At 48.3% G+C, this 24,482-nt stretch carries 16 protein-coding genes, 1 tRNA gene and 1 pseudogene; 9 read left to right on the top strand and 9 right to left on the bottom strand.

Annotated features, from left to right (window positions below):
- Window positions 1-117: 117 nt before the first annotated feature.
- Both QMG16_RS03995 and QMG16_RS03990 read right to left on the bottom strand, forming a co-directional pair.
- Window positions 118-318, bottom strand: coding sequence for a cold-shock protein (locus QMG16_RS03995; protein ID WP_244082583.1), 201 nt, complete (start codon window positions 316-318; stop codon window positions 118-120).
- Window positions 319-629: 311 nt separating this feature from the next.
- The gene (locus tag QMG16_RS03990; protein WP_281792382.1) at window positions 630-2,354 is read right to left on the bottom strand and encodes a YcaO-like family protein; all 1,725 of its coding nucleotides are present in this window, start codon (window positions 2,352-2,354) and stop codon (window positions 630-632) included.
- Between the two features lie 269 nt (window positions 2,355-2,623).
- On the opposite strand from QMG16_RS03990, the gene QMG16_RS03985 reads away from it, so the two are divergent.
- Complete coding sequence (locus tag QMG16_RS03985; protein WP_281792381.1) at window positions 2,624-4,885, top strand: Tex family protein; 2,262 nt, start codon at window positions 2,624-2,626, stop codon at window positions 4,883-4,885.
- A 491-nt stretch (window positions 4,886-5,376) separates the two neighbouring features.
- Here QMG16_RS03985 and QMG16_RS03980 read toward each other — a convergent pair whose 3' ends face one another.
- Both QMG16_RS03980 and QMG16_RS03975 read right to left on the bottom strand, forming a co-directional pair.
- On the bottom strand, window positions 5,377-6,357 hold the full coding sequence (locus QMG16_RS03980; protein WP_281792380.1) for a YheT family hydrolase: 981 nt from the start codon (window positions 6,355-6,357) through the stop codon (window positions 5,377-5,379).
- 110 nt (window positions 6,358-6,467) lie between these two features.
- Window positions 6,468-8,348, bottom strand: a complete 1,881-nt coding sequence (locus QMG16_RS03975; protein WP_281792379.1) for an ATP-dependent helicase — start codon at window positions 8,346-8,348, stop codon at window positions 6,468-6,470.
- Between the two features lie 473 nt (window positions 8,349-8,821).
- Here QMG16_RS03975 and QMG16_RS03970 point away from each other — a divergent pair, with 473 nt between their 5' ends.
- A complete protein-coding gene (locus QMG16_RS03970; protein WP_281792378.1) occupies window positions 8,822-9,166 on the top strand; it encodes a hypothetical protein in 345 nt (114 codons plus the stop codon).
- A gap of 44 nt (window positions 9,167-9,210) precedes the next feature.
- Here QMG16_RS03970 and QMG16_RS03965 read toward each other — a convergent pair whose 3' ends face one another.
- Entirely contained in the window at window positions 9,211-12,207 is a 2,997-nt protein-coding gene (locus tag QMG16_RS03965) for a proline dehydrogenase family protein (RefSeq protein ID WP_281792377.1), read from the bottom strand.
- Window positions 12,208-12,581: 374 nt separating this feature from the next.
- Between QMG16_RS03965 and QMG16_RS03960 the strand changes: the two genes are divergently transcribed.
- From QMG16_RS03960 to QMG16_RS03940, 5 genes and pseudogenes are all read left to right on the top strand, one after another.
- On the top strand, window positions 12,582-13,703 hold the full coding sequence (locus QMG16_RS03960; protein WP_281792376.1) for a branched-chain amino acid ABC transporter substrate-binding protein: 1,122 nt from the start codon (window positions 12,582-12,584) through the stop codon (window positions 13,701-13,703).
- A 234-nt stretch (window positions 13,704-13,937) separates the two neighbouring features.
- A complete protein-coding gene (locus QMG16_RS03955; protein WP_281792375.1) occupies window positions 13,938-14,843 on the top strand; it encodes a branched-chain amino acid ABC transporter permease in 906 nt (301 codons plus the stop codon).
- Window positions 14,840-15,802, top strand: coding sequence for a branched-chain amino acid ABC transporter permease (locus QMG16_RS03950; protein ID WP_281792374.1), 963 nt, complete (start codon window positions 14,840-14,842; stop codon window positions 15,800-15,802). Before QMG16_RS03955 ends, QMG16_RS03950 begins: the two co-directional genes overlap by 4 nt.
- Window positions 15,799-16,564, top strand: a pseudogene (locus tag QMG16_RS03945) (ABC transporter ATP-binding protein). Before QMG16_RS03950 ends, QMG16_RS03945 begins: the two are co-directional and overlap by 4 nt.
- A gap of 4 nt (window positions 16,565-16,568) precedes the next feature.
- Window positions 16,569-17,291 (top strand): ABC transporter ATP-binding protein, encoded by a 723-nt coding sequence (locus QMG16_RS03940; protein ID WP_373878709.1) that lies wholly within the window; start codon window positions 16,569-16,571, stop codon window positions 17,289-17,291.
- Window positions 17,292-17,297: 6 nt separating this feature from the next.
- Here the strand turns inward: QMG16_RS03940 and QMG16_RS03935 are convergent, their stop codons facing one another.
- Window positions 17,298-18,071: an RNA 2'-phosphotransferase family protein gene (locus tag QMG16_RS03935; protein WP_281792371.1), complete on the bottom strand. Its 774-nt coding sequence runs from the start codon at window positions 18,069-18,071 to the stop codon at window positions 17,298-17,300.
- Between the two features lie 312 nt (window positions 18,072-18,383).
- Here QMG16_RS03935 and QMG16_RS03930 point away from each other — a divergent pair.
- Window positions 18,384-18,458: transfer RNA gene (locus tag QMG16_RS03930), tRNA-Gly, on the top strand.
- A 78-nt stretch (window positions 18,459-18,536) separates the two neighbouring features.
- Window positions 18,537-19,565, top strand: coding sequence for a DHH family phosphoesterase (locus QMG16_RS03925; RefSeq protein WP_281792370.1), 1,029 nt, complete (start codon window positions 18,537-18,539; stop codon window positions 19,563-19,565).
- A gap of 194 nt (window positions 19,566-19,759) precedes the next feature.
- On the opposite strand, the gene fdhF is transcribed toward QMG16_RS03925, so the two are convergent.
- The 3 genes from fdhF to QMG16_RS03910 all read right to left on the bottom strand — a co-directional run bounded on the left by fdhF (window position 19,760) and on the right by QMG16_RS03910 (window position 24,477).
- Window positions 19,760-21,796: a formate dehydrogenase subunit alpha gene (gene fdhF / locus QMG16_RS03920; RefSeq protein WP_281792369.1), complete on the bottom strand. Its 2,037-nt coding sequence runs from the start codon at window positions 21,794-21,796 to the stop codon at window positions 19,760-19,762.
- A 406-nt stretch (window positions 21,797-22,202) separates the two neighbouring features.
- Window positions 22,203-22,751 (bottom strand): Ros/MucR family transcriptional regulator, encoded by a 549-nt coding sequence (locus QMG16_RS03915; protein WP_281792368.1) that lies wholly within the window; start codon window positions 22,749-22,751, stop codon window positions 22,203-22,205.
- Window positions 22,752-22,989: 238 nt separating this feature from the next.
- Window positions 22,990-24,477 carry a sigma-54-dependent transcriptional regulator gene (locus tag QMG16_RS03910; protein WP_281792367.1) on the bottom strand — a complete coding sequence of 496 codons (1,488 nt, stop codon included), beginning with the start codon at window positions 24,475-24,477 and terminating at the stop codon, window positions 22,990-22,992.
- Between the last annotated feature and the right edge of the window lie 5 nt (window positions 24,478-24,482).

Here is a 24,482-nt window from a genome sequence, read left to right as displayed (position 1 = left end):
GAGTATTGAAAAGCAAAGACTCCTGCTCTGCCGATTTTCGGTATCCCTGAAAACAGAAAAGCCGAGGACCTGCCTCGGCTTCACATTGCATACTGAAGATTCTAAAGAATATATCGACTAAAGCTTCCTCACGTTAACCGCCTGAGGCCCTTTAGCGCCTTGCTCTTCATCAAAAGCCACCCTTTGACCTTCGCTCAAAGACTTGAAACCCTGACCCTGGATGGAAGTATGATGAACAAAGACATCCTTTCCAGAATCGGCTTCGATAAAACCATAACCCTTTTGATCATTGAACCACTTTACTCGACCTTCCGCCATTTCTAAATCCTTTCTCAACTGTGTTCTTTACAACCTGCACTTCTCTTCTTGGCGCGTTATTTCGAGCTACCCTGAAACCGCTCTATAAGGCGAAAGACCGATTCCTCGTATAACCCTACATATCGAACCCCTTTTCTTTAGGGATTTAAAATAAACTCTAAATAGAAAAAGGCAAGAAGAAAAAGCGATATCGAACTAAAAATCCATCCGCTGGTTTTCAATACAAAAAATTATTTGAAATCATAAGATAAAATAGAATTCCATCTGCCTTCTATTTCCTCCGTCTCAACAGGAAAAGTTCTTTCGAATTCTTAACGGAACAAATTCAAATAATCAGCAAATAGGCGAGGGCTGACGCGCGAGAAGCGATCAAAATCCGCCATAAACTCTAATCCCGGGACAATGGCTTTCACCACGGGCAGGCCAAGATCCTCACGCGTCAGGTCGACGTAAATAGGGCGATACCCGTTGGCCATCAGAACCCCTTCCAAGAGGGCCAGATCTTCCCTGTAGTCGCCTCTGGAATAATTGGGAATATCCTGAAAGCGCACTACGGGTAGTCCATCGGGGCCTGAAGCGGATGGGGGTCCGTACGGGAAAGGATAAGGCGTTTCCGTCAAAGCGGAAACGAGAGCGCGTCTTCCATCCGGATGTGCACTGGTGCCCTTGATGATTTGCCCCTCGGACCCCACGACGAAACACTTGTAGCATGGTATTCCCAATTCAGAGGTCATATTCTGAAATTGAATGTGGATTCCCTTCGCGCGATATCCAGCCAGGAGAGGACTCAGCACCGCATCGTTTGCCTCGATCCTGAAGCATCGCGAAGGATCATAGAGCGTCACCCCTTCAGCATCACGTTCCAGCACTTCCAAAAGAGCACTCACCTTGGCCTGTTCCATGGTATTGCCCGAAGCCAGACCGGTGGACCCGAGGCCGCTGAAGAGACTGATTTCATCGAGATTACAGAAAAGAAAGACACACTGAGCCGGAACGAGGATCGGATGAAGGCCGTCTTCATCGCGATACTCTCCCTCCAGCCAGTACAGGGGACTATTTTCATAGGGAACTTCCAGGCACAATGTATTGGGATCAAGAACAGCGGTCGTTCCTCCTGCAAGCTCTTCATAAGAAGCGTAGGTAAGGGGATACCCCTTCACGTACCCGAGAACCCCTTCCGGACCAAAATCGGCAAAGGCTGAACACCGTTCCACTATTTCCATGGAATAAGAAGCCCTTGCCATTGGCAGTGAAAGCCCTCGCCCATAGCTTGTCTGCACGCCACGGAGGGTATAATCATGCCGGCCGTTGCGCACTGCATGGTTGATGTTCCACTGTCGAAATAGGGCATAAGGGCTCAGGGAAGATGCATGCCGCATTTCCGTGCCGCCCAGCACCCCGGTTTTTTGAAGTTTTTCCAGAGCTTTTTGTGCGGTTTCTTCAAAAGAGGGGAGGGAGTCCGAGTGCTGAGTCGAAGATTTTGGAATGCCATCGGAGACTGTTTTGATGGAAACAACATGCCTGGAATCCGAGAGAAGCTCCCTTTCTGCAAACGGAAAGGGCAGGCCGATGGATTGGGGAGAGGGGATGGATTTGTGCTCGTTGATATTTTCCTCAAATAATTGAATCCATTTGAAATGGAGAGCCTGATCCTCTAAACGGTCCGATCGAATATGGATGAGGGGAGTATACGAACTCAGCTCTTTCAGATCTTCCGATTCAAAAAGCTTTCGTAATACAGTGAATTTTTCATAGATATGGCAAACCTCATACAAAAGAGACAAGAAAACCGGATCGTCCTTCCCGGCTTTCTTGATCATGTCCCGGATTTTTTCCTCTTTCAGGACGGAGAGGGATTCCATCAAATGCTTGTGCATAAACTCGTCAAAAGGATGGGACCTCAAGTATTCGATGTAATCGTTGAAAACTGTTTCCTCCGCTGGGCAGCATGCGAAATATCCCACACCGGAGGCCGTAGTTGTCAGCCGCAGTTCGTAGTGCATTTGAGTACTTGCAGGTACAGTCTCATTGTTCATGAAAACTCCTCATTTTATACAATAAATGAATGTCCCCTCAGCCCAAATATCCTGCTGCTGGGCCGGTCTCCAGGGTTTGCCGTCTTTTGCTTTCGCTGGATTTATGTACGACAAAACTGCTGTGCGGGTCGAGAACTTTCGCATCCTTATCATGATGGATCATTTACAAAATAGAGGTGGAATGATAGACCCGAATACTTTGAATGAGCTATGCCTTATAAAACATTTCCTGCACTGAAAAACTTTGTCCTGTATTGGGAAAGGAAGATATGAACGAGCAGTACATTTCCATTATTTCAAAGGAGCTTCAACTCGCCCCCCATCAGATCCAGGCTACTCTGCAGCTCTTTGAAGATGGAGCAACGGTTCCATTTATCGCGCGATACCGCAAGGAAGCCACAGGATCTCTGGATGAAACTCAGATTGTGGCTATCCGTGATCGTCTCGCTCAACTTGAAGCTCTCGATAAACGACGCGAGGCGATCCTGAAATCCCTTGCCGAGACGGGAAAGTTGACGAACGATCTGAACCTCAAGGTCCTCAAGGCCGATTCCCTTGCCGTTTTGGAAGATCTCTATCTACCCTACCGCCCCAAGCGTCGGACTCGAGCTACCATCGCCAAAGAAAAGGGACTTGAACCCCTTGCACAGAAGCTCTTCGACCAGGAGCCGGGTCTGGATCCGGACGTTGAGGCTCGCCGGTACCTCGACGAGGAGAAAGGTGTTTCCTCGGTAGATGATGCTCTTTCAGGGGCCCGCGACATCATTGCCGAGTGGGCCAACGAAAATACCGAAACCCGTGCTCATCTGCGTAACTTGTTTTCCCGGAAAGGTCAGTTTCGAGCCAAGGTTCTTCCGGGAAAAGAAGCCCAAGGCATCCAGTACCGTGATTACTACGACTGGGAAGAATCAGTCGGCCAGGCTCCATCGCATCGCGTGCTTGCAATGCGTCGTGGCGAGCGTGAAGGGTTTCTTTCCCTCCATATTCTCCCACCTGAGGAAGAAGCTCTTGCCATTCTGGAATCTCTTTTTTTAAAGGGGGATTCGCCTGCTTCTCAACAGGTCCGATTGGCCCTCCATGACAGTTATCGCCGACTGCTGGCTCCTTCCCTGGAAACGGAAATCAAACAGGAGACCAAAGTGCGTGCAGACCGGGATGCCATTGCCATTTTTGTGGACAACTTGCGGCACCTGCTCATGGCCGCCCCTTTGGGATCCAAAAAGGTGATGGCCATCGACCCGGGGTTCCGGACCGGCTGTAAGGTGGTATGCCTGGATCCTCAGGGGAAACTTCTTCACAATGAAACCATTTACCCTCATACGGGAGATCAGGCAGCGGCCAAGGCGGTAGAGCGGATCGTGGCCATGGTGCGCCAGTTTAAAACAGAAGCCATCGCCATTGGAAACGGTACGGCGGGAAGGGAAACGGAATCCTTTGTTCGGAAATTGGGGCTTCCTGCAGACGTTCAGATCGTCATGGTGGATGAGAGTGGGGCATCCATTTATTCGGCTTCCGCCATTGCTCGGGAAGAATTTCCCGATCATGACCTGACAGTTCGTGGAGCCGTTTCCATCGGGCGGCGTCTCATGGACCCGCTGGCGGAGCTGGTCAAAATAGATCCCAAGTCCATCGGGGTGGGGCAGTATCAACACGATGTGGATCAGGGCGAACTCAAGAAAAGCCTTGACGATGTGGTCATGAGTTGTGTGAACAGTGTAGGTGTTGAGGTCAACACCGCCAGCGCACAGTTGCTCACTTACGTTTCAGGACTTGGACCTCAGCTGGCGAAAAATATCCTGGCATACCGGAACGAGAAGGGCCCCTTTGAATCTCGCGCAGAACTCAAGAGAGTTCCCCGCCTTGGACCCAAGGGGTACCAGCAGGCCGCCGGTTTTTTGCGCATTCGCGGAGGCTCGAATCCCCTCGATTCCAGCGCCGTCCATCCCGAATCGTATCCCATCGTTGAAACCATGGCGAAGGATCTCAAATGCTCCGTCTCCGACCTCATGCGTGATGAAAGCCTCAGGCAGAAGATCGATCTGTCGCGCTATGTCACCAAGGATGTGGGGATGCCCACTTTGAACGACATTCTACAGGAACTGGCCAAACCTGGTAGAGATCCTCGGAAAACCTTTGAACCCTTTTCCTTTGCACCAGGAATTGAGAGCATCGATGACCTGCAGCCCGGCATGAGGTTGCCAGGCATCGTCACGAATGTCACTGCATTCGGAGCATTTGTAGACATTGGTGTTCACCGCGACGGGATGGTTCACGTGAGCGAACTTTGCGACTACTTTATAAAAGATCCCGGCCAGGTAGTGCGCGTACACCAGCAGGTGATGGTCACCGTTCTCGATGTGGATCATCAAAGAAAACGCATCGCTCTTTCCATGAAGAACCAGGGAGATAATAAATCAAAGGACAAACCGGACCGTAAGACTCCGAAGAATGTTCCGCAGCCTTCCACACAAAAATACCACGAAAAGATATCACAGAAAAAAAAACAAAGGGGGATTCAACAATCCCTTTGAGGCTGTCTTCAAGAAAATGTAGACGGGGAACTTCGTATGGGAAAAGAGCTATTCGCAGGAACGTGAACTATACCACAAACAACTATATCGACCGGAAGGAGACTTAAGGTGATTTCGGTTAAACAACGGTGTTTCCGGTTCATTGGAGAAAGCAGGTATGGCGGGATTCTACGGCTTCAAAAAAGAAGCCTTTCCTGAATAAAAAAACCAGTCGGTGGGGCAGACCGACTGGTTTTAAGAGGAGGAAAGAGTTTTCTTTCATATTTGTTTATGAAGTTTTGCAACATGAATGCCAACCTCGAAATAAATTTTAAGATATTAATATTACAAATATTATTTGCTCAACCCCAGCCCCCCCTTTAAATTTCATCGCCATTATCGCGCCATAATAGATAAAATAACGCCACAATAACGACATGTATGCGCCATATATATCATTTGAAGGCGTGATTAGTGCGACTTTCAACCTGGCCCGCCAATCATTTGGAGTTTTATTTCCAATTGCATTGGTTCTTCAAGAATTGTACGGTGCGTGTTTCCGACCAGTATCGATTCCCGCCATTCCCATATCCCATAAATCCCACGTGCCCACCAAACCTGGGGGCTTCCAGGAAAAAACAGGGATTATTCAAAGCTTCTTCATAAGGATAACACGAAGAGGAGAGAAATGGATCATCCAGAGCGTTCACCATCAGAACAGGGATTGAAATGCGATGCAAAAACCCCTTGCTGCTGGACTTCTCCCAATAATCCTCCGCGCTTTCAAATCCATGGAGAGGTGCCGTATAACGCTCATCGAACTCTTTAAAACTGTGAATGAGGTGGTAGCCCTTATCATCGATTCGACCAGGAAACTGTTTCATTTTTATACGTATTTTTTCGTGTAGATTCAGGAGAAACCGCTTCATGTAAATGAGATTTGAAGGTTGCTTCAACTTGTGAGCAGCGGATGCCAAATCGCAAGGAACGGAGAATGCGATACCCGCCTTGATGGAGGGGTGCATGCGTGCCGAATATTCTCCCAGAAATTTCAGAATCACATTCCCGCCCATACTGAATCCAATCAAGGCGATGTGGCGGTAGTCGAACCTGTTCAGAATTTCCTTGAGCACGGTATTGAGGTCATCCGTATCCCCACTGTGATAAAATCTGATCTGGCGATTGGGCTCTCCACTGCATCCTCTGAAATTCCATGCTACAGCATCCCATCCTTGGGCATTCAAAGCCTGCACCATTCCCAAAACATAGCTGCGGCAGGAACTTCCCTCCAACCCATGAGCGATCACTCCAAGTTTGTCGCCCCCAACGGAAGCGCGATCCAGGTCGATGAAATCATCATCTGGAGTTGAGATCCTGATGCGATGATAGGAAACGTCTCGCACCCTGCGGAAAAGGCTGGGAAAGATTGTCTGAAAATGACCATTTTGAAGAACAAAAGGGGGCTGGTAAGAAGTGGAAACAAGAAGCGGCACACGAGACTCCCTTAAAAACTCAAAAAACCTATCCTTGACCTTATTCTTCCCTTCCAGGCTCACCACATTCGTTTTTTTGTAAGCCTGGAATTCAAAATAAGCTCAAAAATTTACTGTCTGTCCTGAAGATCTTCCGGAATTTCATCGAGAAAACGGCTTTCTATCGTTGCTTCCCCCCTTCGCGTTCTGGAAGAGGTAAGATGGAGATAGTCCGAGGCCCTGGTCATGGCCACATACATGAGACGCCGTTCTTCCTCGATACCTTCATCATGCTTTTTTTCATCCCGGGCATCAAACGATCGACCATGCGGCAGAATGCCCTCTTCGAGTGCGACGACGAAAACCACCTTGAATTCCAGCCCTTTGGCAGCATGAATCGTGGAGAGCCTGATTCCATTCTTCTTGTCTGCGGTATCCTGATCATCCCTGATGAGTGCGGCATCTTCCAGGTAGCTTGCAATGGAATCTTTTTGCGACGCATCGTAGATCATTTGCTTGATATTTTCCATACGGCTTATGACGTCTTCTTCGTTCTCTGCGATGGATTTGATGTATTCGCCGTATTCCATTTCCATAACGACTTTTCTCAGAGCTGTATCCGGCTTTTCCTTTCCAATGGCTTCGATGAATGAGAGCAGTTTATCCAATTCCACCATGGCCTTTTTGGGAAGAATGTTCCTGCGGAGTGCTTTTCGGCACGCGTCCTGTAAAGACATATCTCGCTCTTTGGCTGCAAAGATTTTCTTGAGAGCGCCCGGACCAATGCCACGCTTGGGAACGTTGATGATGCGTTCAAAGGAGACGTCATCCCGAACATTGACCGCACTGATAAGATAAGCGTTAAGGTCTTGAACTTCCCTGCGTTGAAAAAAGCCCTGCGCTCCAACCATGTTGTAAGGAAGCCTTTCGGACCTCAAGGCCCGTTCAAAGGGAAGAGACGTGAACTTTGTTCTGTAGAGAATGGCGATTTCCTGCATGGTAATTTTCTTGTAGCCGACATATTCCCAACATTTCTTGGCGACCCAGGCCGCTTCGGCGTCGTCGGTGGGGAGCGATTTGACGTGAATAAGTTCACCCTTGCGCCTGCTGAAGCATGTTTTTTCCATGCGTTGGGAATTATTGGCGATAAGAGCGTCGGAAGCGGCTACGATTTCCGTCGTGGAGCGGTAATTTTCTTCTAATTTGAAGATCCGTGCGTCACAGTATTTCCGGGGAAAATTGATAAAATGAAAGGGATCCGCTCCTCTGAACTTGTAGATACTCTGATAGTCATCCCCTACAACGGTCAGTCTTCCATCCCGCAGGAGCAAATCGATGATCTGGTTTTGAATATCGTTGGAATCCTGGAATTCGTCCACCAGGATATAATCAAAAGAATTCTGATATCGGTCACGAATCTCTGGAAATTTTATCAGAAGATCACGGGTGAGCAGGAGAATGTCATCGAAGTCAATGGAGTTGTTCTGTTCAAGCATTTCATTGTATTTTCTATAGATTTCCAGCTTTCGGGGGAGTTTCCCATGGAGATTGAGAAACTTTTGTGGGTCTCCCGAGTTTTTAGCGTGGGAAATCATGCTGCCCGCTCCGTACAAGTACTTTTTGTCCAGGTTCAGTTCGGCAAGGACTTTCTTCAGGTGCGTTTTCTGTTGGGAGTCGTCATGAATCATGAGGGGTTTTTGGTATCCCAGTAAATCGCAGTGGGCTTTCAGGATCTTGAAACAGGCGCTGTGAAAAGTCCTCACCCAGGGAAAATCGTTTGCCGGCCTTTGGGTTGCCCTTTGAAGCCTGCTCTTCATTTCGGCAGCCGCTTTGTTGGTAAAGGTAATGGCGAGAATCCTATCGGGACTATAACCAAGGTCGTTCACCAGGTGGGCAATCTTGGTGGTCAGGGTCCTGGTTTTTCCACTTCCCGCGCCTGCGGTGACAATGGTGGGACTGGAGACATAGGTGACAGCCGCCTGCTGAGACGGCGAAAGCTGATCGATGGGCATGCAATAAACTCCTTGAAAATGAATAGACTCTGTCGCTGCTTTTCAGGGTGAGGACAATATTCCAAACAAGGCATGCCTTACAAGACCCTTGTATAACGATTTTTTGAGAATGCAGGTAGGAGCTGGTGAGTCCATGCGGTATCTACCTCGAGGTTTCGATCCCGTTTTCCTCATTTCATTCCATCTTGCAGGTAAGATGGCCTTTTTTCTCTTGAGTTGCTTTAAAAAAAACTGTCTGTTATCTTCATTTAAAATGAGTAACGCCCTTTTGGGAAAGGGCTATTTGCAGCTAAACATCTGAAATTCACCATAGCCTTTTGCTTTGAAGATACTCCGTCCGTAGGTCGGGATTCCTTGCCCCAGGCTGGATGCCTGATTTGAAAATCCGACTCGCAATTTTCATGGCTGAGGGTAAGCATTCCCGGATGTTCTGACATGTTGGTGGATAAAAAATGACACAAAGGAAACAAAAAATGACCGAAACTTCTATTGTTGAGGAAAGCGCAGTTCTTCTTCAGATCCAGAACAGCAAAAAACCAGACCAGACCATTTTGTTGGTATACAACAAGGAAAAAGGGGTATTTGAAACCCGAGGACTCAAAGAACTGTTCGGCGTGAAGGAAATTTCCATAGAATCCGGAGAAGTTCTGTCGTCCCTCGAACAATACGCGATGGTTCTTTCCTTCCTGCTGGAAAGCATTTCAACGGCCCAGGATCTGGGCCTTCCATTTGGCTATCAGGATCAATTCGATTTTGAAGGTGCGAAATATACTCTCTATCAAGATGGGGATTATCGCCGTTTGCAGCGGGTTGCCTGAAAGGATCATCAGAACCTGTCCGTTGATGTCGGGTTTCAATACCTTTATTTTCTTGAGTTTTTCAAGGGGGCAAATCCTTTTCGCATCGTATTTTCGGCCACATTTCTAGGGACCATGAACTGCAACAGATAGTCTGGCCCCCCCGTTTTGGACCCGATCCCGGACATGTTGAAACCTCCAAATGGATGGCGTCCCACCAGTGCTCCTGTACAGCCCCGGTTGATATAGAGATTGCCCGTCCGAAATTCTTTCGCAGCCCGGGCGATATTGGCTGGACTTCTTGAAAACACTGCTCCCGTGAGGGCGTAAGGGGTACTGTTGGCAATAGCGAGAGCCTCGTCGAAATCCTGCGCTTTCATGACCGCCAGCACGGGACCAAAGATTTCCTCCTGGGCCAGGCGATGGTCCGGACGGATATCCGTGAAGATAGTAAGCGGTACAAAATGTCCTCCACTGCCAGGAACCTGACGCTCCAGCAGTAAGGTCCCTTCCTTCTTGCCGATTTCAATATATTCCATGATTTTCTGTCGAGCCGAAGGATCAATCACAGCTCCCATCACATTTTGAGGATTCTCGGGAGAGCCCAGGTGGAGGCTTTCCGCTGCGGCTTTGAGCCGGTCCACGAGTCGGTCGTAGTTTTCCTCGAGAACGATCAAGCGCGAGCACGCCGAGCACTTTTGTCCTTGATAGCCAAAAGCGGAATGCAGAATATGTAAGACAGCCTCATCAAAATCCGCATCCGCATCCACTATAATGGCATTTTTCCCACCCATTTCGGCGATCACATTCTTGACCGACAAAGCTCCCTCAGGGGTTTTCGACGCAAGCTCTACAATGCGAAGTCCGACAGCTTTACTGCCGGTAAAGGCAATGAGGCTGACTTGAGGGTGTGTGACCAGATAGTCCCCGATCTCGCTGCCGGAGCCGGGAAGGAAATTGAGCACACCCGGAGGAAGTTTTGCCTCCTCGAAAATCTTTGAAACCATGGAGCCGATCACGGGCGATTGGGAAGCAGGTTTATAGACGACTGTATTTCCCGTCACAATGGCGGCGCATGTCATTCCCATGGAAATAGCGAGTGGAAAATTCCAGGGGGCAATCACTACGGCGATTCCACGGGGTTCGTAGAAAAGGTGACTGATTTCTCCGGGTACCTGTCCCATGCGTTGTGGAGCACTCAGCCGGATCATCTCGCGCCCATAGTATTCCAGGAAATCGATGGCTTCGCAAACATCTCCGTCCGCCTCACTCCAGGCCTTTCCCACTTCAAAAACCTGAAGGGCCGCCAATTCATAACGCATCCCTCTCGCCACATTCGCCGCCTTGAAGAGGTATTCGGCTCGAACCCCCGGATCCGTGTCTCTCCAGAGCGGAAAGGTTGTTCGCGCTGCAAGAATGGCCTCTTCGGCTTCCTCTCGCCCCGCGGACGAGACGATTCCCACTACTTCCTCCGGCGCATTCGGATTGATGGAATGGATCTCCCTTGAAACGGAGATTTTTTTCCCTCCAATGACAAGAGGCACTTTCATAGGGAATTTCTTACGGACATCTTCCAGCGCGGCCGCAAAGCGCTTCCGATGCACAGCTTGAGACCAATCCCACGGAGGTTCGTTGAGGAAGGGTCCCTTGTCTCCATATTCCGGAGTTTCACGTGGGCCTTCGGGTGCCGAGGGATGCTCTGCGAGGAGATCGCGAGGATTGCGCAACAATTCTTCCCGCGCCACCCCCTGCGAGAAACTCTGCCGCAAAAAAGATTCATTCGCAGTATTTTCCAGGAGACGGCGTACAAGGTACGACATTCCCTGTATCATATCGCCAACAGGAGCATACAGCCGAACGGGTAGCCCCGCCTTGGTGAGTGCATTACGGACCGGTTCTCCCATTCCAAAAAGCACCTGATATTCCAAACGTTCCGCAGGAACTGAAAAATCTCTAGCCACTTCCATAACATAGGCTATCGAACGCATATTGTGGGAGGCGCAAGCCAGGCTCACCCATTCGTGATTTTGCAAAATCATCCGCGCAAGCTTCTCAAAGTTGGCATCTGTTTCGTACTTGTTTGTAAAGACGTGGATGGGCCAGTTTTTCTGCAGCGCCGTAATATATTCCGAATCCCAATAGGCTCCTTTCACCAGACGAATGGTGCAATGGATCCTGCGCTTCCGAGCCCACTGGATCAAATCCGTGAGGTCCGTTTCGCTTTCGCGCAGATACGCTTGAATGACAAGACCTGTATGAGGATAATCGTGAAATTCGGCTTCCTCCATCAGACTGCGGTAGAGCTCCAGAATAAGATTCTTCAAGCCCCAATGCTCCATATCCAGATATACAAAAGAGTTCGCTTTCATGGCTCTTCTAAGAATGGGACGAAGGCGTTCTTTGGCCATAGAGATAGAATGTTCGAAAGCGATGGGATTCATTTGAGAATACATGGCGGACGGTTTGATGGAAATATTGATCTTCGGTGTGTGCCCCCAATCCATATTTGAAACATCTTGTCCCAATGCGGTCCAACGGTGTTGGGCTGCATCCAGAATATCCAGCAGATGGAAATACCTCTGCTGATATTCTTCGGCTTCCTTTTCTGAAATGACGGTTTCACCCAGCAGATCGACGGTGAACCCCATTCCTTGAGATCTCAGCTTTTCAAGACCTGCCAAAGCATCTTCCGGACTGGACCCGACTATAAATTGTTTAGCCATGGAAGAAATGTTGTTTGCAATGCTTTTGGAAATCACCTTAGCTGTAATGGACGTAGGAGATACAAACTTGATTCCCCATTGCAAGGTGGAAGGAAAGTTCAATTCAGGGCGGGAAAAATATTCTCTGAGGTGTTTGGCAATAGACTCGGATCGTGTCAGGTAGGGAAAAACATCGACAAAACGGAACATTTCGACTTTAAAGGCTTCATCCTGCATGCACCACCCAAGCATCTTGCCCATCCAGTATTCTTTTTTAAAAACTGAAGGGGATTCGCCTTCAATGAGGCCATAAAGTCTCAAGCCAGTTTCGAGAATTCTGCTTTCAAGATCGGAAGCCATGATGATTCCTCCTTCTTGGAACTTTTTCGTCCAGATGTTGAGGGCTTGACAATCTATGAAAAATCAGAGACCAAAAGACTCGATTACAAGTCTCCGCTCAAATGACGCAAAAGGGACGCCGGGTCCGGTGAACTGAAAATTTCTCCTTGGCCTCATTCTTTCTTATGATCTCCTTCCCGATTTGCGATACTTCTCGTTTTTCCTTGGCATTTTAATAATTTTCCTGAACAAAAAGTACCTAAAAGTTGACACTAAATTGATTCCCTGTTATTTTCCGCATACTTCTAAGGAAGCACCCCTAAAGTCGAGGGGAATCCATTCTTTTCTTTCATCATTCAACTTGCTGCAACTGCACCAGAAACGAGGAGGATTCCATGAAAAAGTTGCTCTATTTTGCCCTGGCGTTATCCCTCATGTTGGGAACAGCACACACGGCACAGTCCGCCAAGATTGGACTGATGGGTCCCATGACGGGCTCCTGGGCCAGTGAAGGCGCTGAAATGAAGCAGGTGGTGGACCTCTTGGCTGAAGAACTCAACGCCAAGGGCGGAGTTTTGGGCGCGAAGATCGAAGTCGTAAGTGAAGACGATGGCGGAGATCCCCGCACAGCGGCTCTTGCAGCCCAGCGACTGGCCACTCAAGGCATCACGGCTGTGATTGGCACCTATGGCTCTGCAGTGACCGAAGCGACACAAAACATATACAATGAGGCGAAAATCATTCAAATCGCCAATGGTTCCACAGCTATCCGCTTATCGGAAAAGGGCTTGAAGTATTTTTTCAGGACCTGTCCGCGTGATGACGAACAGGCAAAAGTGGCTGCTAAAACGATTGAAAAGCTTGGGGTGAAAAAGCTTGCCATTTTGCACGACAACAGCACGTATGCCAAGGGCCTTGCCGATGAAACCAAGACTCTTCTGGAGGGAAATAAGGATCTGCAGATCGTTTTCTTTGACGCTCTGACCCCGAAGGAACAGGATTATACCGCTATCCTTACGAAGCTCAAGGAAACAAAACCCGATCTGGTCTTCTTTACGGGCTATTACGGTGAAGCGGGACTTCTGCTCAAGCAAAAGAAAGAAATGAACTGGGCGGTACCTTTTATGGGTGGCGATGCGACGAACAATCCCGACCTGGTTAAAATTGCAGGAAGCGATGCTGCCGCCGGGTTTTATTTCGTGAGTGCTCCCCTGCCCAAAGATCTCCCAACGGAAGAGGCCAAAGCCTTTCTTGCCGCCTTCAATAAGAAATACGGTCATCCCCCCAATTCCATCTATCCCGTTTTGGCCGGTGATGGATTCCGGGTAGTCACTTATGCGATGGAACAGACCAAATCCACGGACCCAGACAAGATCGCTGCATACCTTCATAACGAACTCAAGGATTTCCCAGGACTGACTGGAAAAATCTCCTTCAATGACAAGGGCGACCGCGTTGGTGAAGTATACAGAGTATATAAGGTGAACACCGAAGGTCAGTTCATCCTCGAACCGTAATCATTATATTCATTATACATGAAATCGAATTGGTTCGCATTTTCAGGGTGCAGAATGCAGAAATTTTTATATCCCATGTTCTGCACCCGTTTCATTCCGCAAAGGCCCGGAGCTTGAATTCGGTTGCATACTTTGATCTCACTGCCATCGAGGCAATGCTCCCAACTGCGGAGACATATAAATCGTGGCCTGCATAAACTGCAGGGCAACTTCCACTTACTTGGGCACTGATTCATGGAACAATTTTTCCAACAATTGACAAATGGGCTTGCGGTGGGAAGCATCTATGCCCTCATCGCCCTGGGTTACACCATGGTCTATGGCGTGCTCAAGCTGATCAATTTTGCTCACAGTGATCTTTTCACTATTGGCGCTTACCTGGGCTTGACTCTTTTGACCTCTCTGAGCCTTACGGACCGATTGGGCCCGCTCTGGGGGGTTATTCTTCTGGCGGCCATGGTCATGGGCTTTGTGGCACTGGCGGGAGCACTCCTGGATCGAGTCGCCTACAGGCCTCTCAGGGAATCCCCCCGCCTTTCTGCGGTTGTCTCCGCCCTGGGAGCATCCATTTTTCTCCAAAATACCGTCATGCTGATCTATGGGGCACGTTTTCAAGTCTATCCCACCGACATACTGCCGAAAACGGTGCTTCATCTGTTCGGGCTCGATGTTCCACTGGTGCGCATCCTCGTTCTTTTTGTTTCGCTGGTGATGATGTTCGGCCTTTATTTTTTCATTCAAAAAACCAGGATCGGCACAGCCATTCGCGCAGCGGCCATCGATCAGGGGGCCGCGCGTCTCATGGGGATTGATGTCAACCGTGTGATCTTGCTGGTCTTTATGCTCGGACCTGCCCTGGGGGGGGCTGCAGGCTTGATGGTGGGGCTCTACTATGGGCAGATCAACTTCACCATGGGATGGGGGTACGGACTCAAAGCCTTTACGGCTGCCATCCTTGGAGGGATCGGAAATATTCCCGGCGCCATGCTGGGAGGAGTCCTTCTGGGAGTGATTGAGGCCATGGGGGCTGCATATCTTTCCTTTGCATGGAAAGACGCAATAGCGTTTCTTGTATTGATTTTGATTCTTATTGTTCGGCCCACCGGTCTTCTGGGCGAACGGGTTGCTGAAAAAGTATGATCATTCATCAAAAGAAGGTGCTCATTGTGTTGGGAATAGGTGCGGCGGCTATTTTACCGCTCTTTCTCAATGCGTACTGGGTGGACGTTCTCAACAGCATTGGCATTTATGCCATTCTCGGACTGAGTTTGAACCTCATTGTGGGGCATGCCGGCCTTTTCAATCTGGGCCATGCTGCGTTCTACGCCGTAGGTGCCTACACTGCAGCCATCCTCAATACTCATTTTCATATCCCCGTGCTCTGGCTTATTCCTTTGAGTGCGTTCACTGCAGGTGTTTTTGCTCTCATCATCGCCCGTCCCATCATCCACCTTCGAGGAGACTATTTGTGTATCGTTACCATCGGGGTAGGGGAGATCGTACGCATTGCCCTCATCAATAACGTATTCGGTATTACAGGTGGAGCGAACGGCATCTTCGGGATTTCACGGCCTTCGATTTTTGGATTCGTTCTTCGCACTCCATATCATTTCTTTTATCTCATTTTAGCGTTCACCATCATTACTATTTTTCTTTTCCTTTTTCTGGAAAACTCCCGTTTCGGGCGGGCTCTCAACTATCTCAAGGAAGATGAGGTGGCTGCTGAGGGGAGTGGCATCAATACAGCACATTATAAATTGGCATCCTTTGTTCTGGGGGCCAGCTGGGCAGGAATGATGGGTAACATTTATGCCGCAAAAATGACCATCATCTCTCCTGAGTCGTTCACCTTCTGGGAATCCGTCCTCATGTTCGCCATCGTCATCCTGGGCGGTTCAGGAAGTATTCCAGGCGTGCTGCTGGGTGCATTGCTCATCGTGGGTCTGCCCGAGGTCTTCCGTGAATTTGCCACCGCGCGCATGCTGATTTTTGGAGCCGCCATGGTGGCCATGATGATCTTCCGAACGCAGGGCCTTTTACCCTCACGGCCAAGGAGCTATTCTCTTTCAGATGTTTCAGGAGGGGAGGGTAAGTTATGAGCCTCCTCAATGTGCAGCGACTCACCAAGAACTTCGGGGGGGCTGACGGCGGTCAATAATGTCTCTTTCGAAGTGGAAGCGGGCACTGTAGTCGGCCTGATTGGTCCCAACGGAGCGGGAAAGACGACGGTCTTTAACCTCATAACGGCCATTTACAGACCGGATCAGGGAGAAATATCCTTTGATCAGACGTCTCTCATCAATCTCCCCACACACCGCATCGTTTCTCTGGGAATCGCCAGAACGTTTCAGACCATTCGACTCTTTCAAAATATGTCTGTACTGGAGAATGTCCTTGCCGGGTGTCATTGCCAGATGAAGGCCGGAGTGATCTCGTCCATGTTTCACACCCCCCGCCAGCGGAAAGAAGAGGGGGCGGCCATCCAGAAGGCACTAAAAGCGCTCGATTTTGTCGGATTACGGGATCAGGCGGAGCAACTCTCGAAGAATCTTTCTTATGGAAACCAACGCCTTCTCGAAATCGCCCGCGCTCTCGGCACAGAACCTCGTCTCCTGATTCTCGATGAACCTGCGGGTGGAATGAATGAACAGGAAACCGCACTGCTCGTTACCTTCATTGAAAAACTTCGAGACATGGGAATCACTGTTTTGCTCATCGAACACGATATGAGTCTGGTAATGCGAATCTGCGAAAAAATCGTTGTCCTCGAATACGGCTCGAAAATTGCCGAAGGAACTCCGGAAGAAATCAAGCGTGATGCACGTGTGATTGAAGCCTATTTAGGTGTTGATAATGATTGAGAATATGCTCCTTGAAATCGTCGATCTTTATGTAAAATATGGAAACATCGAGGTCCTCCATGGAATCAATCTGAAGGTAAGGGAAGGGGAGATTGTCACGATTCTCGGGGCCAATGGTGCAGGAAAATCGACCACTCTTCTGAGTATCAGTGGTTTGGTAAAGCCGTCTTCCGGGGCGATCTATTTCAACAAGAATTCTGTTCATAAGATGGCCGCACACGCCATCGTCAAGCAAGGAATCGCGCAGGTTCCCGAAGGGCGTCGCGTTTTTGGAACGCTTACGGTCCAGGAGAACATGAATCTCGGCGCATTCGTTTGTGCAGATCCAGCCAGGGCCAAAAAGACTCAAGAATGGATTTATGAATTGTTTCCAGTTCTTGCTGAGAGACGTCAGCAGCTTTCCGGCACCCTCAGCGGGGGGGAGCAGCAAATGCTGGCCATAGGGCGAGCGTTGATGAGCCAACCCAAAATTCTGCTCCTGGACGAACCGAGCCTGGGGCTTGCACCCCTTCTCGTCAAAACCATTTTTCAAACCCTGCGAGAAATCAACGCCTCGGGCGTCACCATCGTTTTGGTAGAACAGAATGCGAGGGCAGCTCTCAAGCTTGCTCACCGCGGTTACGTCCTTGAGTTGGGCAATATTGTCCTGGAGGACTCTTCAGAGGCATTGATGGCCAATCCCCGAGTGCAGGCCGCTTATCTGGGGGGGGAGGCTACCCGGTCTTAATCGCGCTCAAACATTTCTTTTCGTTCTTTCCTTGCGTGAAGCCCTTTTCCATTCTGCGCCTCTCCTGCTTTTTACGCCCCCCTTGCCTTGAGAACGGCCCTCGCCATCAATTCCCTGCAAGTGGTTGATGTCCATCAAAAATGAACCGGGGGTCGGCGTGCTCTGCATCTTTTTTTGAAGTTTCTTATCCGGTTTGCTGGTTGCCGACAACTTGAGCAGCAGATCCTCACGGACGGGGGGAAACAGTAGGTATTCTCGGGGGATATGTTTCCCAAGAAAAAGTGTCGGACCGGCTTTAAAGAATGAAATCCCTTCAAGAGCGGCTTTTCTGGAAAAAATTTCCAAAAGAATGGGTTCAGAATCGCGGCGATGAGCCAGGCGAAGGGCTAGATCTTTTTCCTTTGCGAGAGGCAGAAAGGGACGATTGGAGGATGAAAGGCCGTTTTGGGATGCATGTAGATACTGTTTACGTCTGCAACCGTAATAGAGTCTTTCTGGAAGGTCTTCAGCAGGTGGATAGACTGGGATGAAATTCTCTTTCTTGAGGCGCAAAACATTTCCATCCAGTTCAACCGGAAATTCGATACCGAGAAAAGCAATTTCCCGCAAGTGCATTTCTCGCACGTAGCGAAGAGAAGCGTCTTCCTGAAGGGTCCAATACAGTTCTTTCCACGGCATTGTGCCATCTGCATTCCAGAAAAGCCCATATTCATGGGGAGCGTGGACGAGTATATAGGTTAATGTTTTGGCAAGAGTTTTAGGCATATACTGAGCGCTCATGCGAAAAAAGCTCCTAAAAAATAAGTGATTGATAGAAGTGTGAAACTGTCCATTTGATTTTACTTATCATATAGTTCAAGGGATAGACGACCACAATGGGCTTTCTGTCATTAGGGAGAAATTTCAGACTTCCCTCAGCACCTTTCGTTAAGTTTACATAATATTTCTTATCGGACCTTGGTTTTAAAAATACTCTTCTCAGGGGTGGCACTTATCCCCTACTCAGATTGTGAATTTCAAGAAAAATAAGAGTTCCTATTTTTTCGCCTTGACATTCAGGCCGGTCTCAAGTATTAACTCTTCCTGTGCTGAGCGGGAATAACTCAGCGGTAGAGTGCAACCTTGCCAAGGTTGAAGTCGCGGGTTCAAATCCCGTTTCCCGCTCCATTTATAAGAAATCAAGGGTGGTTCAGCCGCCCTTTTTTTTATCCCATTCTCTCCCAATCCCTTACATCGCCGCATGTTATGAAAAAATCTGAAAAGCCGATTATCGGAGCAAAATCTCGTAGTAAGCGGAGATCACACAGGGAACTTTTGGAAGAAGTCTATTCCCTTTTTGCCACCAAAGACCAGGTGCTCATTACCATAGATCCCGATCCGGATGCCATTGGAGCAGCTCTTGCGTTCAAAAGGCTCCTCTGGCACAAGGTACAGTCGGTCACCATCGGCATGATTCGTCCCATAAGACGCTTAAACAATATCACAATGGTGCGACTTCTCAAGCTGCCTCTAGTGTTGCTTGAGAAAAAACAAACAAAACAGTTTGACAAGTACGTTATTGTCGATGGACAGCCGAGTCATAACGCCTTTTTCAGTCAGTTTTCATATTCCGTTGTGATCGACCACCACCCCGTGAATTCCTCTGTTGAATCCCCGTTCGTGGATATTCGTCCAGAATATGGATCCACATCCACCATACTCACGGAATATTTGAAAGCGGCAAAAATCAAGCCATCTCAAACACTTTCCACTTCCCTGCTTTACGGTATTAAAACGGATACACGGAATTTTGAGCGTCACACCATTCTCGACGATATTGAATCGTTTCGGTACCTGTTTCCTCTTGCCAATCACAATGTTTTGAGGAAAATAGAAATTTCCGATTTATCCCTGCAGGACCTCAAATTCTTCCATAGAGCTGTGGAAAGAAAGCACATTATTAAAGATCGTATTTTTTCACACCTTGAGAAAGTCCCCAGTGCCGATATCCTTGTAGTGATTGCCGAATTCTTTCTTAAAATCCACGATATTTCCTGGAGCATCATTTCCGGCATTTATGAAAATAGCCTCATCATCGTGATCAGAAACGACGGTTTTAGAAAAGACGCAGGGAAAATCGTCAGACAGGCATTTGGAGATATCGGCTGCGCCGGTGGGCATGAAGCGATGGCGCGAGCAGAAATACCAATGGACAAACTGAAAGATGTAATACAAGAGCCAACTTCACCCAATATCGAACGCTTTATCCATAAAGCCCTCTTCCCTTTTTCCTGAGATGTCTTCAAATACCTCACCACGAACGGCAGAATACTTTTGGGACCGACTGAAAGCCCTCTGGGCCGTCTGAATCAGGCAGCCCAGAGAGGCCAACATCGAATGGACCGTGAGACAAAATCACAAAGAGCAGCCGGAGGACGAGCATTGGTCCGGCTGGCTCGAAATGTCATATGGAATTGTTCATCTTTTTCCTAAGCCGCTTTTTCCAGCCGGACTGCGCATACCTTGTATTCGGGAATCTTGGCAATGGGATCCAGGGCTGCATTGGTCAGCACGTTGGCCGCACTCTCTGCAAAGTGAAATGGCATGAAAATAACGCCCTTCCCTACCCTCTCTGTGAGCTGTACTCTGGATTTGATTTTGCCGCGGCGGCTTGTAATGGAAACAAGATCTCCATCACGGATCTCGAGCGCCTTGGCATCTTCCGGGTGCAGTTCCATGATGGATTCAGGTATCTCTCGATCCAGATGCTGAGAACGGCGCGTCATGGTGCCCGTATGATAATGCACATAAACACGACCTGTGGTGAACCAGAAGGGATAATCTGAGTCAGGTTCTTCCGCAGGTGGTCTGTAGTCGATACCGTGAAAGAGCCCCTTTCCACGGCTGAAGCGGTCTTTGTGCAGATATAGCGTACCCGGATGGTCGGGAGTCGGACAGGGCCAGCAGAGCCCATTGCCTTCCAGCCTGGAATAATCCATTCCTGCGTATGATGGAGTCAGTTTCGCAAACTCATTAAAGATCTCTTCGGCTGATTCATAGTTCATGGGATACCCCAGACGATTTGAAATCTCCTGAAGAATCAGCCAGTCGGTTTTCGCTTCTCCTACCGGTTCGATGGCTTTTCGAACGCGTTGCACCCTCCGTTCCGAGTTGCTAAAAGTTCCATCCTTTTCAGCAAAAGAAACTGCGGGAAGAACTACATGAGCCAATTCTGTAGTGGGCGTTGGAAAAATATCCAGGACCATCAGGAAGTCCACGGCCTCCAGTGCATGCTTTACATGATGAGAATCGGGATCGCTGACCATGGGGTTTTCTCCCATAATCACCAAGCCCTTGATTTTCCCATTCAGCACACCGTCCATCATTTCCATGATGGTCAGGCCGACAGTGGGGGACAATTTGGCTTTCCACGCCTTTTCAAATTTCTCTTGAACTTCAGGAACAGAAACGACCTGATAGCCCGGGTATACGTTGGGGAGCCCTCCCACGTCGCAAGCGCCCTGCACATTGTTTTGTCCCCGCAGAGGGTTGACCCCTGTGGAAGGACGCCCTACGTGGCCGCAGAGCATGGCCAGATTGGCCAGACTCTTCACATTGTCCACTCCCGTTGTGTGCTGTGTAATTCCCATGCAGTAAACGATAGAACTCGCTTCAGCCTTGGCATAGAATTCCGCCATCTTTACGATATCATCCACGGCGACACCAGTAATCTCCGCAGCGCGTTCGGGAGGGAACTTTTCAATGATCGCAACAAGATCTTCAAATTTTTCAGTACGTTCTTCAATAAATTTTTGATTGTGCCAACCGTTTTTATAAATGACGTGCATCATGCCGTTGATCAAGGCGACATCAGTGCCCAGCTGCTGGCGCACATAGATGTCGGAAAAGCGTGATATTTGAATCTCCCGTGGGTCTGCCACAATCAGTTTGGCCCCTTTGGCTTTTGCACGGTAAATACGTGTAGCTGCCAAGGGATGTGCGACTGTCGTGTTCGAACCGATGATGAAGATGCAGCTCGCATCCTCGAGTTCTGCAAAAGAGTTTGTCATTGCGCCACTTCCGAATGCTGCAGCAAGACCTGCTACAGTTGAGGAGTGTCAAAGGCGAGCGCAGTGATCGACGTTGTTTGTTCCTATAGCGGCTCGGGCCAGTTTCTGAAGGATATAATTGTCCTCGTTGGTGCATTTGGCGGAGGCGAGAAAAGCTATGCTGTCAGGCCCATGCTCATCTTTGATTTTTTTTAATTTGTCAGCCGCATAGTCCAGAGCGGTTTCCCAGGAAGTCTCCTGAAGGATTCCGTTTTGGCGAAGCAGCGGCTGCTTCAAACGGTTGGAATGTTGGACAAATTCATGCACATACCAACCCTTCACACAAAGTTTGCCTTCGTTGACAGGACTGGTTTTCGAAGGGATGGTACGAATGATCCGGCCATCAAGGACCTGCAAATAAAGTCCACAGCCACATCCACAATAAGTACACGTGGTCAGAACAGATTGATAATCCATAAAACATACTCCTTCGACGGGGGGCAACCTCATTGTTTTCGCATCATGAAAATATACGGGAAAACTGAGGATGCTGTTTGAGTTCTCGATCAAGGACCATCTACGAACGTGCTCTTCAAAAAATATTCGATGGACTCAAACCAATGCATGTCACGGGGGGCAATGTGCGGTGCGATGGAACGTAAAGAATGATGAACAACAGTTTGCCATTATATCGATTATATATGACTTTGAATTTCTATTTGGAATTCCAAAGGTATCAATCAGCATAACCCAGAGAATGGAGGAACAAGCATTGGGGAATGAAACGCAGAAGAATAAGAACCTGAGCAGGGTACATTATGAGAGTGAACGTCTGTACTTTAATTCTAGAATGGAGTGAACATGCATCAATTTATCTATGCTGCTATTCTGAATTACTTTTTTCGGATTTTTGAATTGTTTTCTCTTCCATAATTCCAGGTACTGCAGGAATATCAGAAAAAGTGCTTGTCAATTTTTTCATTTTGCGCTCCTCGCGGTATTTGACCAGATTTTCGGGAAGCCCGCGCTTTTTTGCAGCCTTGCTCCTGGCCTTGGACAAAGACTTTGCGGAAAGAGACTGTTTGAGAGGAAATCCCCATTTTTGCTTATATTCCCGTATGGTCAAATCATGGGAACCGAGGTGCTTTGCGGTCAATTGCTTCATTGTAGCGCCACATTCGAGACATATGACTCTGTCGTCCTGGATGGATTCCTTGGGATGAATTTTCTCTGCTGTTTGTTCTTGTTCAACACTTTCGTCGGCCATCTTAACCGATTCCAGCGCAGTACCTTCTTCTTCAGCCTTTTGCATTCTTTGGAGTGTCGTAAAAGTCTTGATCAGAGCCATTTCAACCTGCTCAGCCGACATTTGTCCCGATGAAGCTTGTACTTGAACAATGTCAGCCGCAATTTCCAACAATTTTTTCGTCATGCACATCCTCCAGTATGTATATAACCTTTCTATTAAATCTTGGTAAAATATATTATATTTATAAACAAGTGCATTTTTCATGATAGCATCCCATTTATATTTTCAAATTATGAATAGATTTCAAATATAAGTCAATAAATAAAGCTGCTTGACTCTCACTGAGAGATTTTATGAAAAAATTCAAAAATTTTTTATTCGATCGAAAAATCAGATAATTTAATCATATTCAATGCCTTGGTCATTTCGAAAAACTTTTTCCCACCAGGAGATAGCGACACGCTCGGCCTTTTCCTGTTCGATTCAAAACATTTGCATCCACCATTTCGTTCAATTCCCTTAAAGCTTGACGCTCGGAAATTCTATTCATTTGAGAATAATATTTATTGGTGATGAATCCATGAATATTGAGGAATTCGATCGCCTTGAGTTGCCGTGGTTTTAAACCTGATTCCTGCAGTCTTTCACCGGGTTCCAAAGAAGGTATATCCTCTGGAACTTCTGGTTCCTGTTTTTCATTTTGAGATTCCATCACTTCCTTGAATTTCACACGTTGGGAAGGTTCTCGAACCTCAGCGGGCAAATCCTTGATACTGATCTCTTTACCGTTGGAAAGGATCACGGCTCGTTCAATAACGTTTTCGAGTTCTCTGACGTTACCTGGCCAATGATATTCAAGCAAAACCCGCATGGCATCCTGATCGATGGCGATGCCCGTTCGATTGCTTTCCTCGCCGTACTTCCTCAGGAAATGATTCACCAGTAAAGGAATATCGTCTGTTCTTTCCCTCAAAGCGGGAAGACCGACATGTACCACATTGAGTCGGTAGAAGAGATCGCCGCGGAACCTCGAAGCCGCCACCTCTTCTTGCAAATTCCGGTTGGAGGCGGCCACTACCCGTACGTCAACCTTGAGTGTTTGGCTTCCTCCCACACGTTCGAACTCCATTTCCTGCAAAACCCGTAATAGCTTTACTTGAAGAGGAGTCGACATCTCACTGATTTCATCCAGAAAAAGGGTACCCTGATGGGCTAGTTCGAAACGTCCCTTTCTCTGGTTTACCGCTCCACTGAAGGCCCCCTTCTCGTGTCCGAAAAGCTCGCTTTCCAGCAAAGACTCTGGAAGTGCACCACAATTGACGGAAATAAATGGCTGATCCCGTCTCGTACTATTGAAATGAATGGCCCGGGCGATGAGCTCTTTTCCCGTCCCGGATTCGCCGGATATGAGCACAGTGGCCTTGGTAGGGGCCACTTTTTCAATGAGTTGATAGATGCGCTGCATGGGAGTGCTTTTCCCGATGATATTGCTGAACCGGTATCTTTCCTGCAACTCCTGGGTCAAATAGCGATTCCGGCACACGAGTTGATAGTGTTCGATCCCTTTGCGGATGGTGAGCTTGAGCTCTTCGTTCTTGAACGGCTTCAGGATATAGTCGAACGCTCCTTTGCGCATAGCTTCCACAGCCCGTTCCACAGACCCGAACGCTGTCATCATGATGACGGGAAGATCGGGATTCAGGGAATGGATGGCCTCCAAAAGAGCCATTCCGTCCATCCCCGGCATCTTCATATCCGTAATCACTACATCCAAATCGCTTTCCTGGAAAATTTCCAGTGCCTTCAGTGCCGAATCCGCAGTAACCACTTGATAACCTTCTTCAATAAGAAGGTCTTCCAGTACTAAAAGGTAGTTTTTTTCGTCATCGACAATCAAAATATTCTTCATGCGCT

It is taken from the genome of Desulforhabdus amnigena, assembly GCF_027925305.1.
In the GTDB taxonomy this organism is placed as follows: domain Bacteria; phylum Desulfobacterota; class Syntrophobacteria; order Syntrophobacterales; family Syntrophobacteraceae; genus Desulforhabdus; species Desulforhabdus amnigena.
This window is presented reverse-complemented; position numbering and strand designations above follow the sequence as displayed.

Coding starts and splice junctions, on each gene's coding strand:
- QMG16_RS03935 (WP_281792371.1), bottom strand. CDS start 18,071: ATGAGCGCTCAGTATATGCCTAAAACTCTTGCCAAAACATTAACCTAT.
- QMG16_RS03955 (WP_281792375.1), top strand. CDS start 13,938: ATGGAACAATTTTTCCAACAATTGACAAATGGGCTTGCGGTGGGAAGC.
- QMG16_RS03915 (WP_281792368.1), bottom strand. CDS start 22,751: ATGACGAAAAAATTGTTGGAAATTGCGGCTGACATTGTTCAAGTACAA.
- QMG16_RS03910 (WP_281792367.1), bottom strand. CDS start 24,477: ATGAAGAATATTTTGATTGTCGATGACGAAAAAAACTACCTTTTAGTA.
- QMG16_RS03950 (WP_281792374.1), top strand. CDS start 14,840: ATGATCATTCATCAAAAGAAGGTGCTCATTGTGTTGGGAATAGGTGCG.
- QMG16_RS03985 (WP_281792381.1), top strand. CDS start 2,624: ATGAACGAGCAGTACATTTCCATTATTTCAAAGGAGCTTCAACTCGCC.
- QMG16_RS03970 (WP_281792378.1), top strand. CDS start 8,822: ATGACCGAAACTTCTATTGTTGAGGAAAGCGCAGTTCTTCTTCAGATC.
- QMG16_RS03925 (WP_281792370.1), top strand. CDS start 18,537: ATGAAAAAATCTGAAAAGCCGATTATCGGAGCAAAATCTCGTAGTAAG.
- QMG16_RS03940 (WP_373878709.1), top strand. CDS start 16,569: ATGCTCCTTGAAATCGTCGATCTTTATGTAAAATATGGAAACATCGAG.
- QMG16_RS03975 (WP_281792379.1), bottom strand. CDS start 8,348: ATGCCCATCGATCAGCTTTCGCCGTCTCAGCAGGCGGCTGTCACCTAT.
- QMG16_RS03960 (WP_281792376.1), top strand. CDS start 12,582: ATGAAAAAGTTGCTCTATTTTGCCCTGGCGTTATCCCTCATGTTGGGA.
- QMG16_RS03995 (WP_244082583.1), bottom strand. CDS start 318: ATGGCGGAAGGTCGAGTAAAGTGGTTCAATGATCAAAAGGGTTATGGT.
- QMG16_RS03965 (WP_281792377.1), bottom strand. CDS start 12,207: ATGGCTTCCGATCTTGAAAGCAGAATTCTCGAAACTGGCTTGAGACTT.
- QMG16_RS03990 (WP_281792382.1), bottom strand. CDS start 2,354: ATGAACAATGAGACTGTACCTGCAAGTACTCAAATGCACTACGAACTG.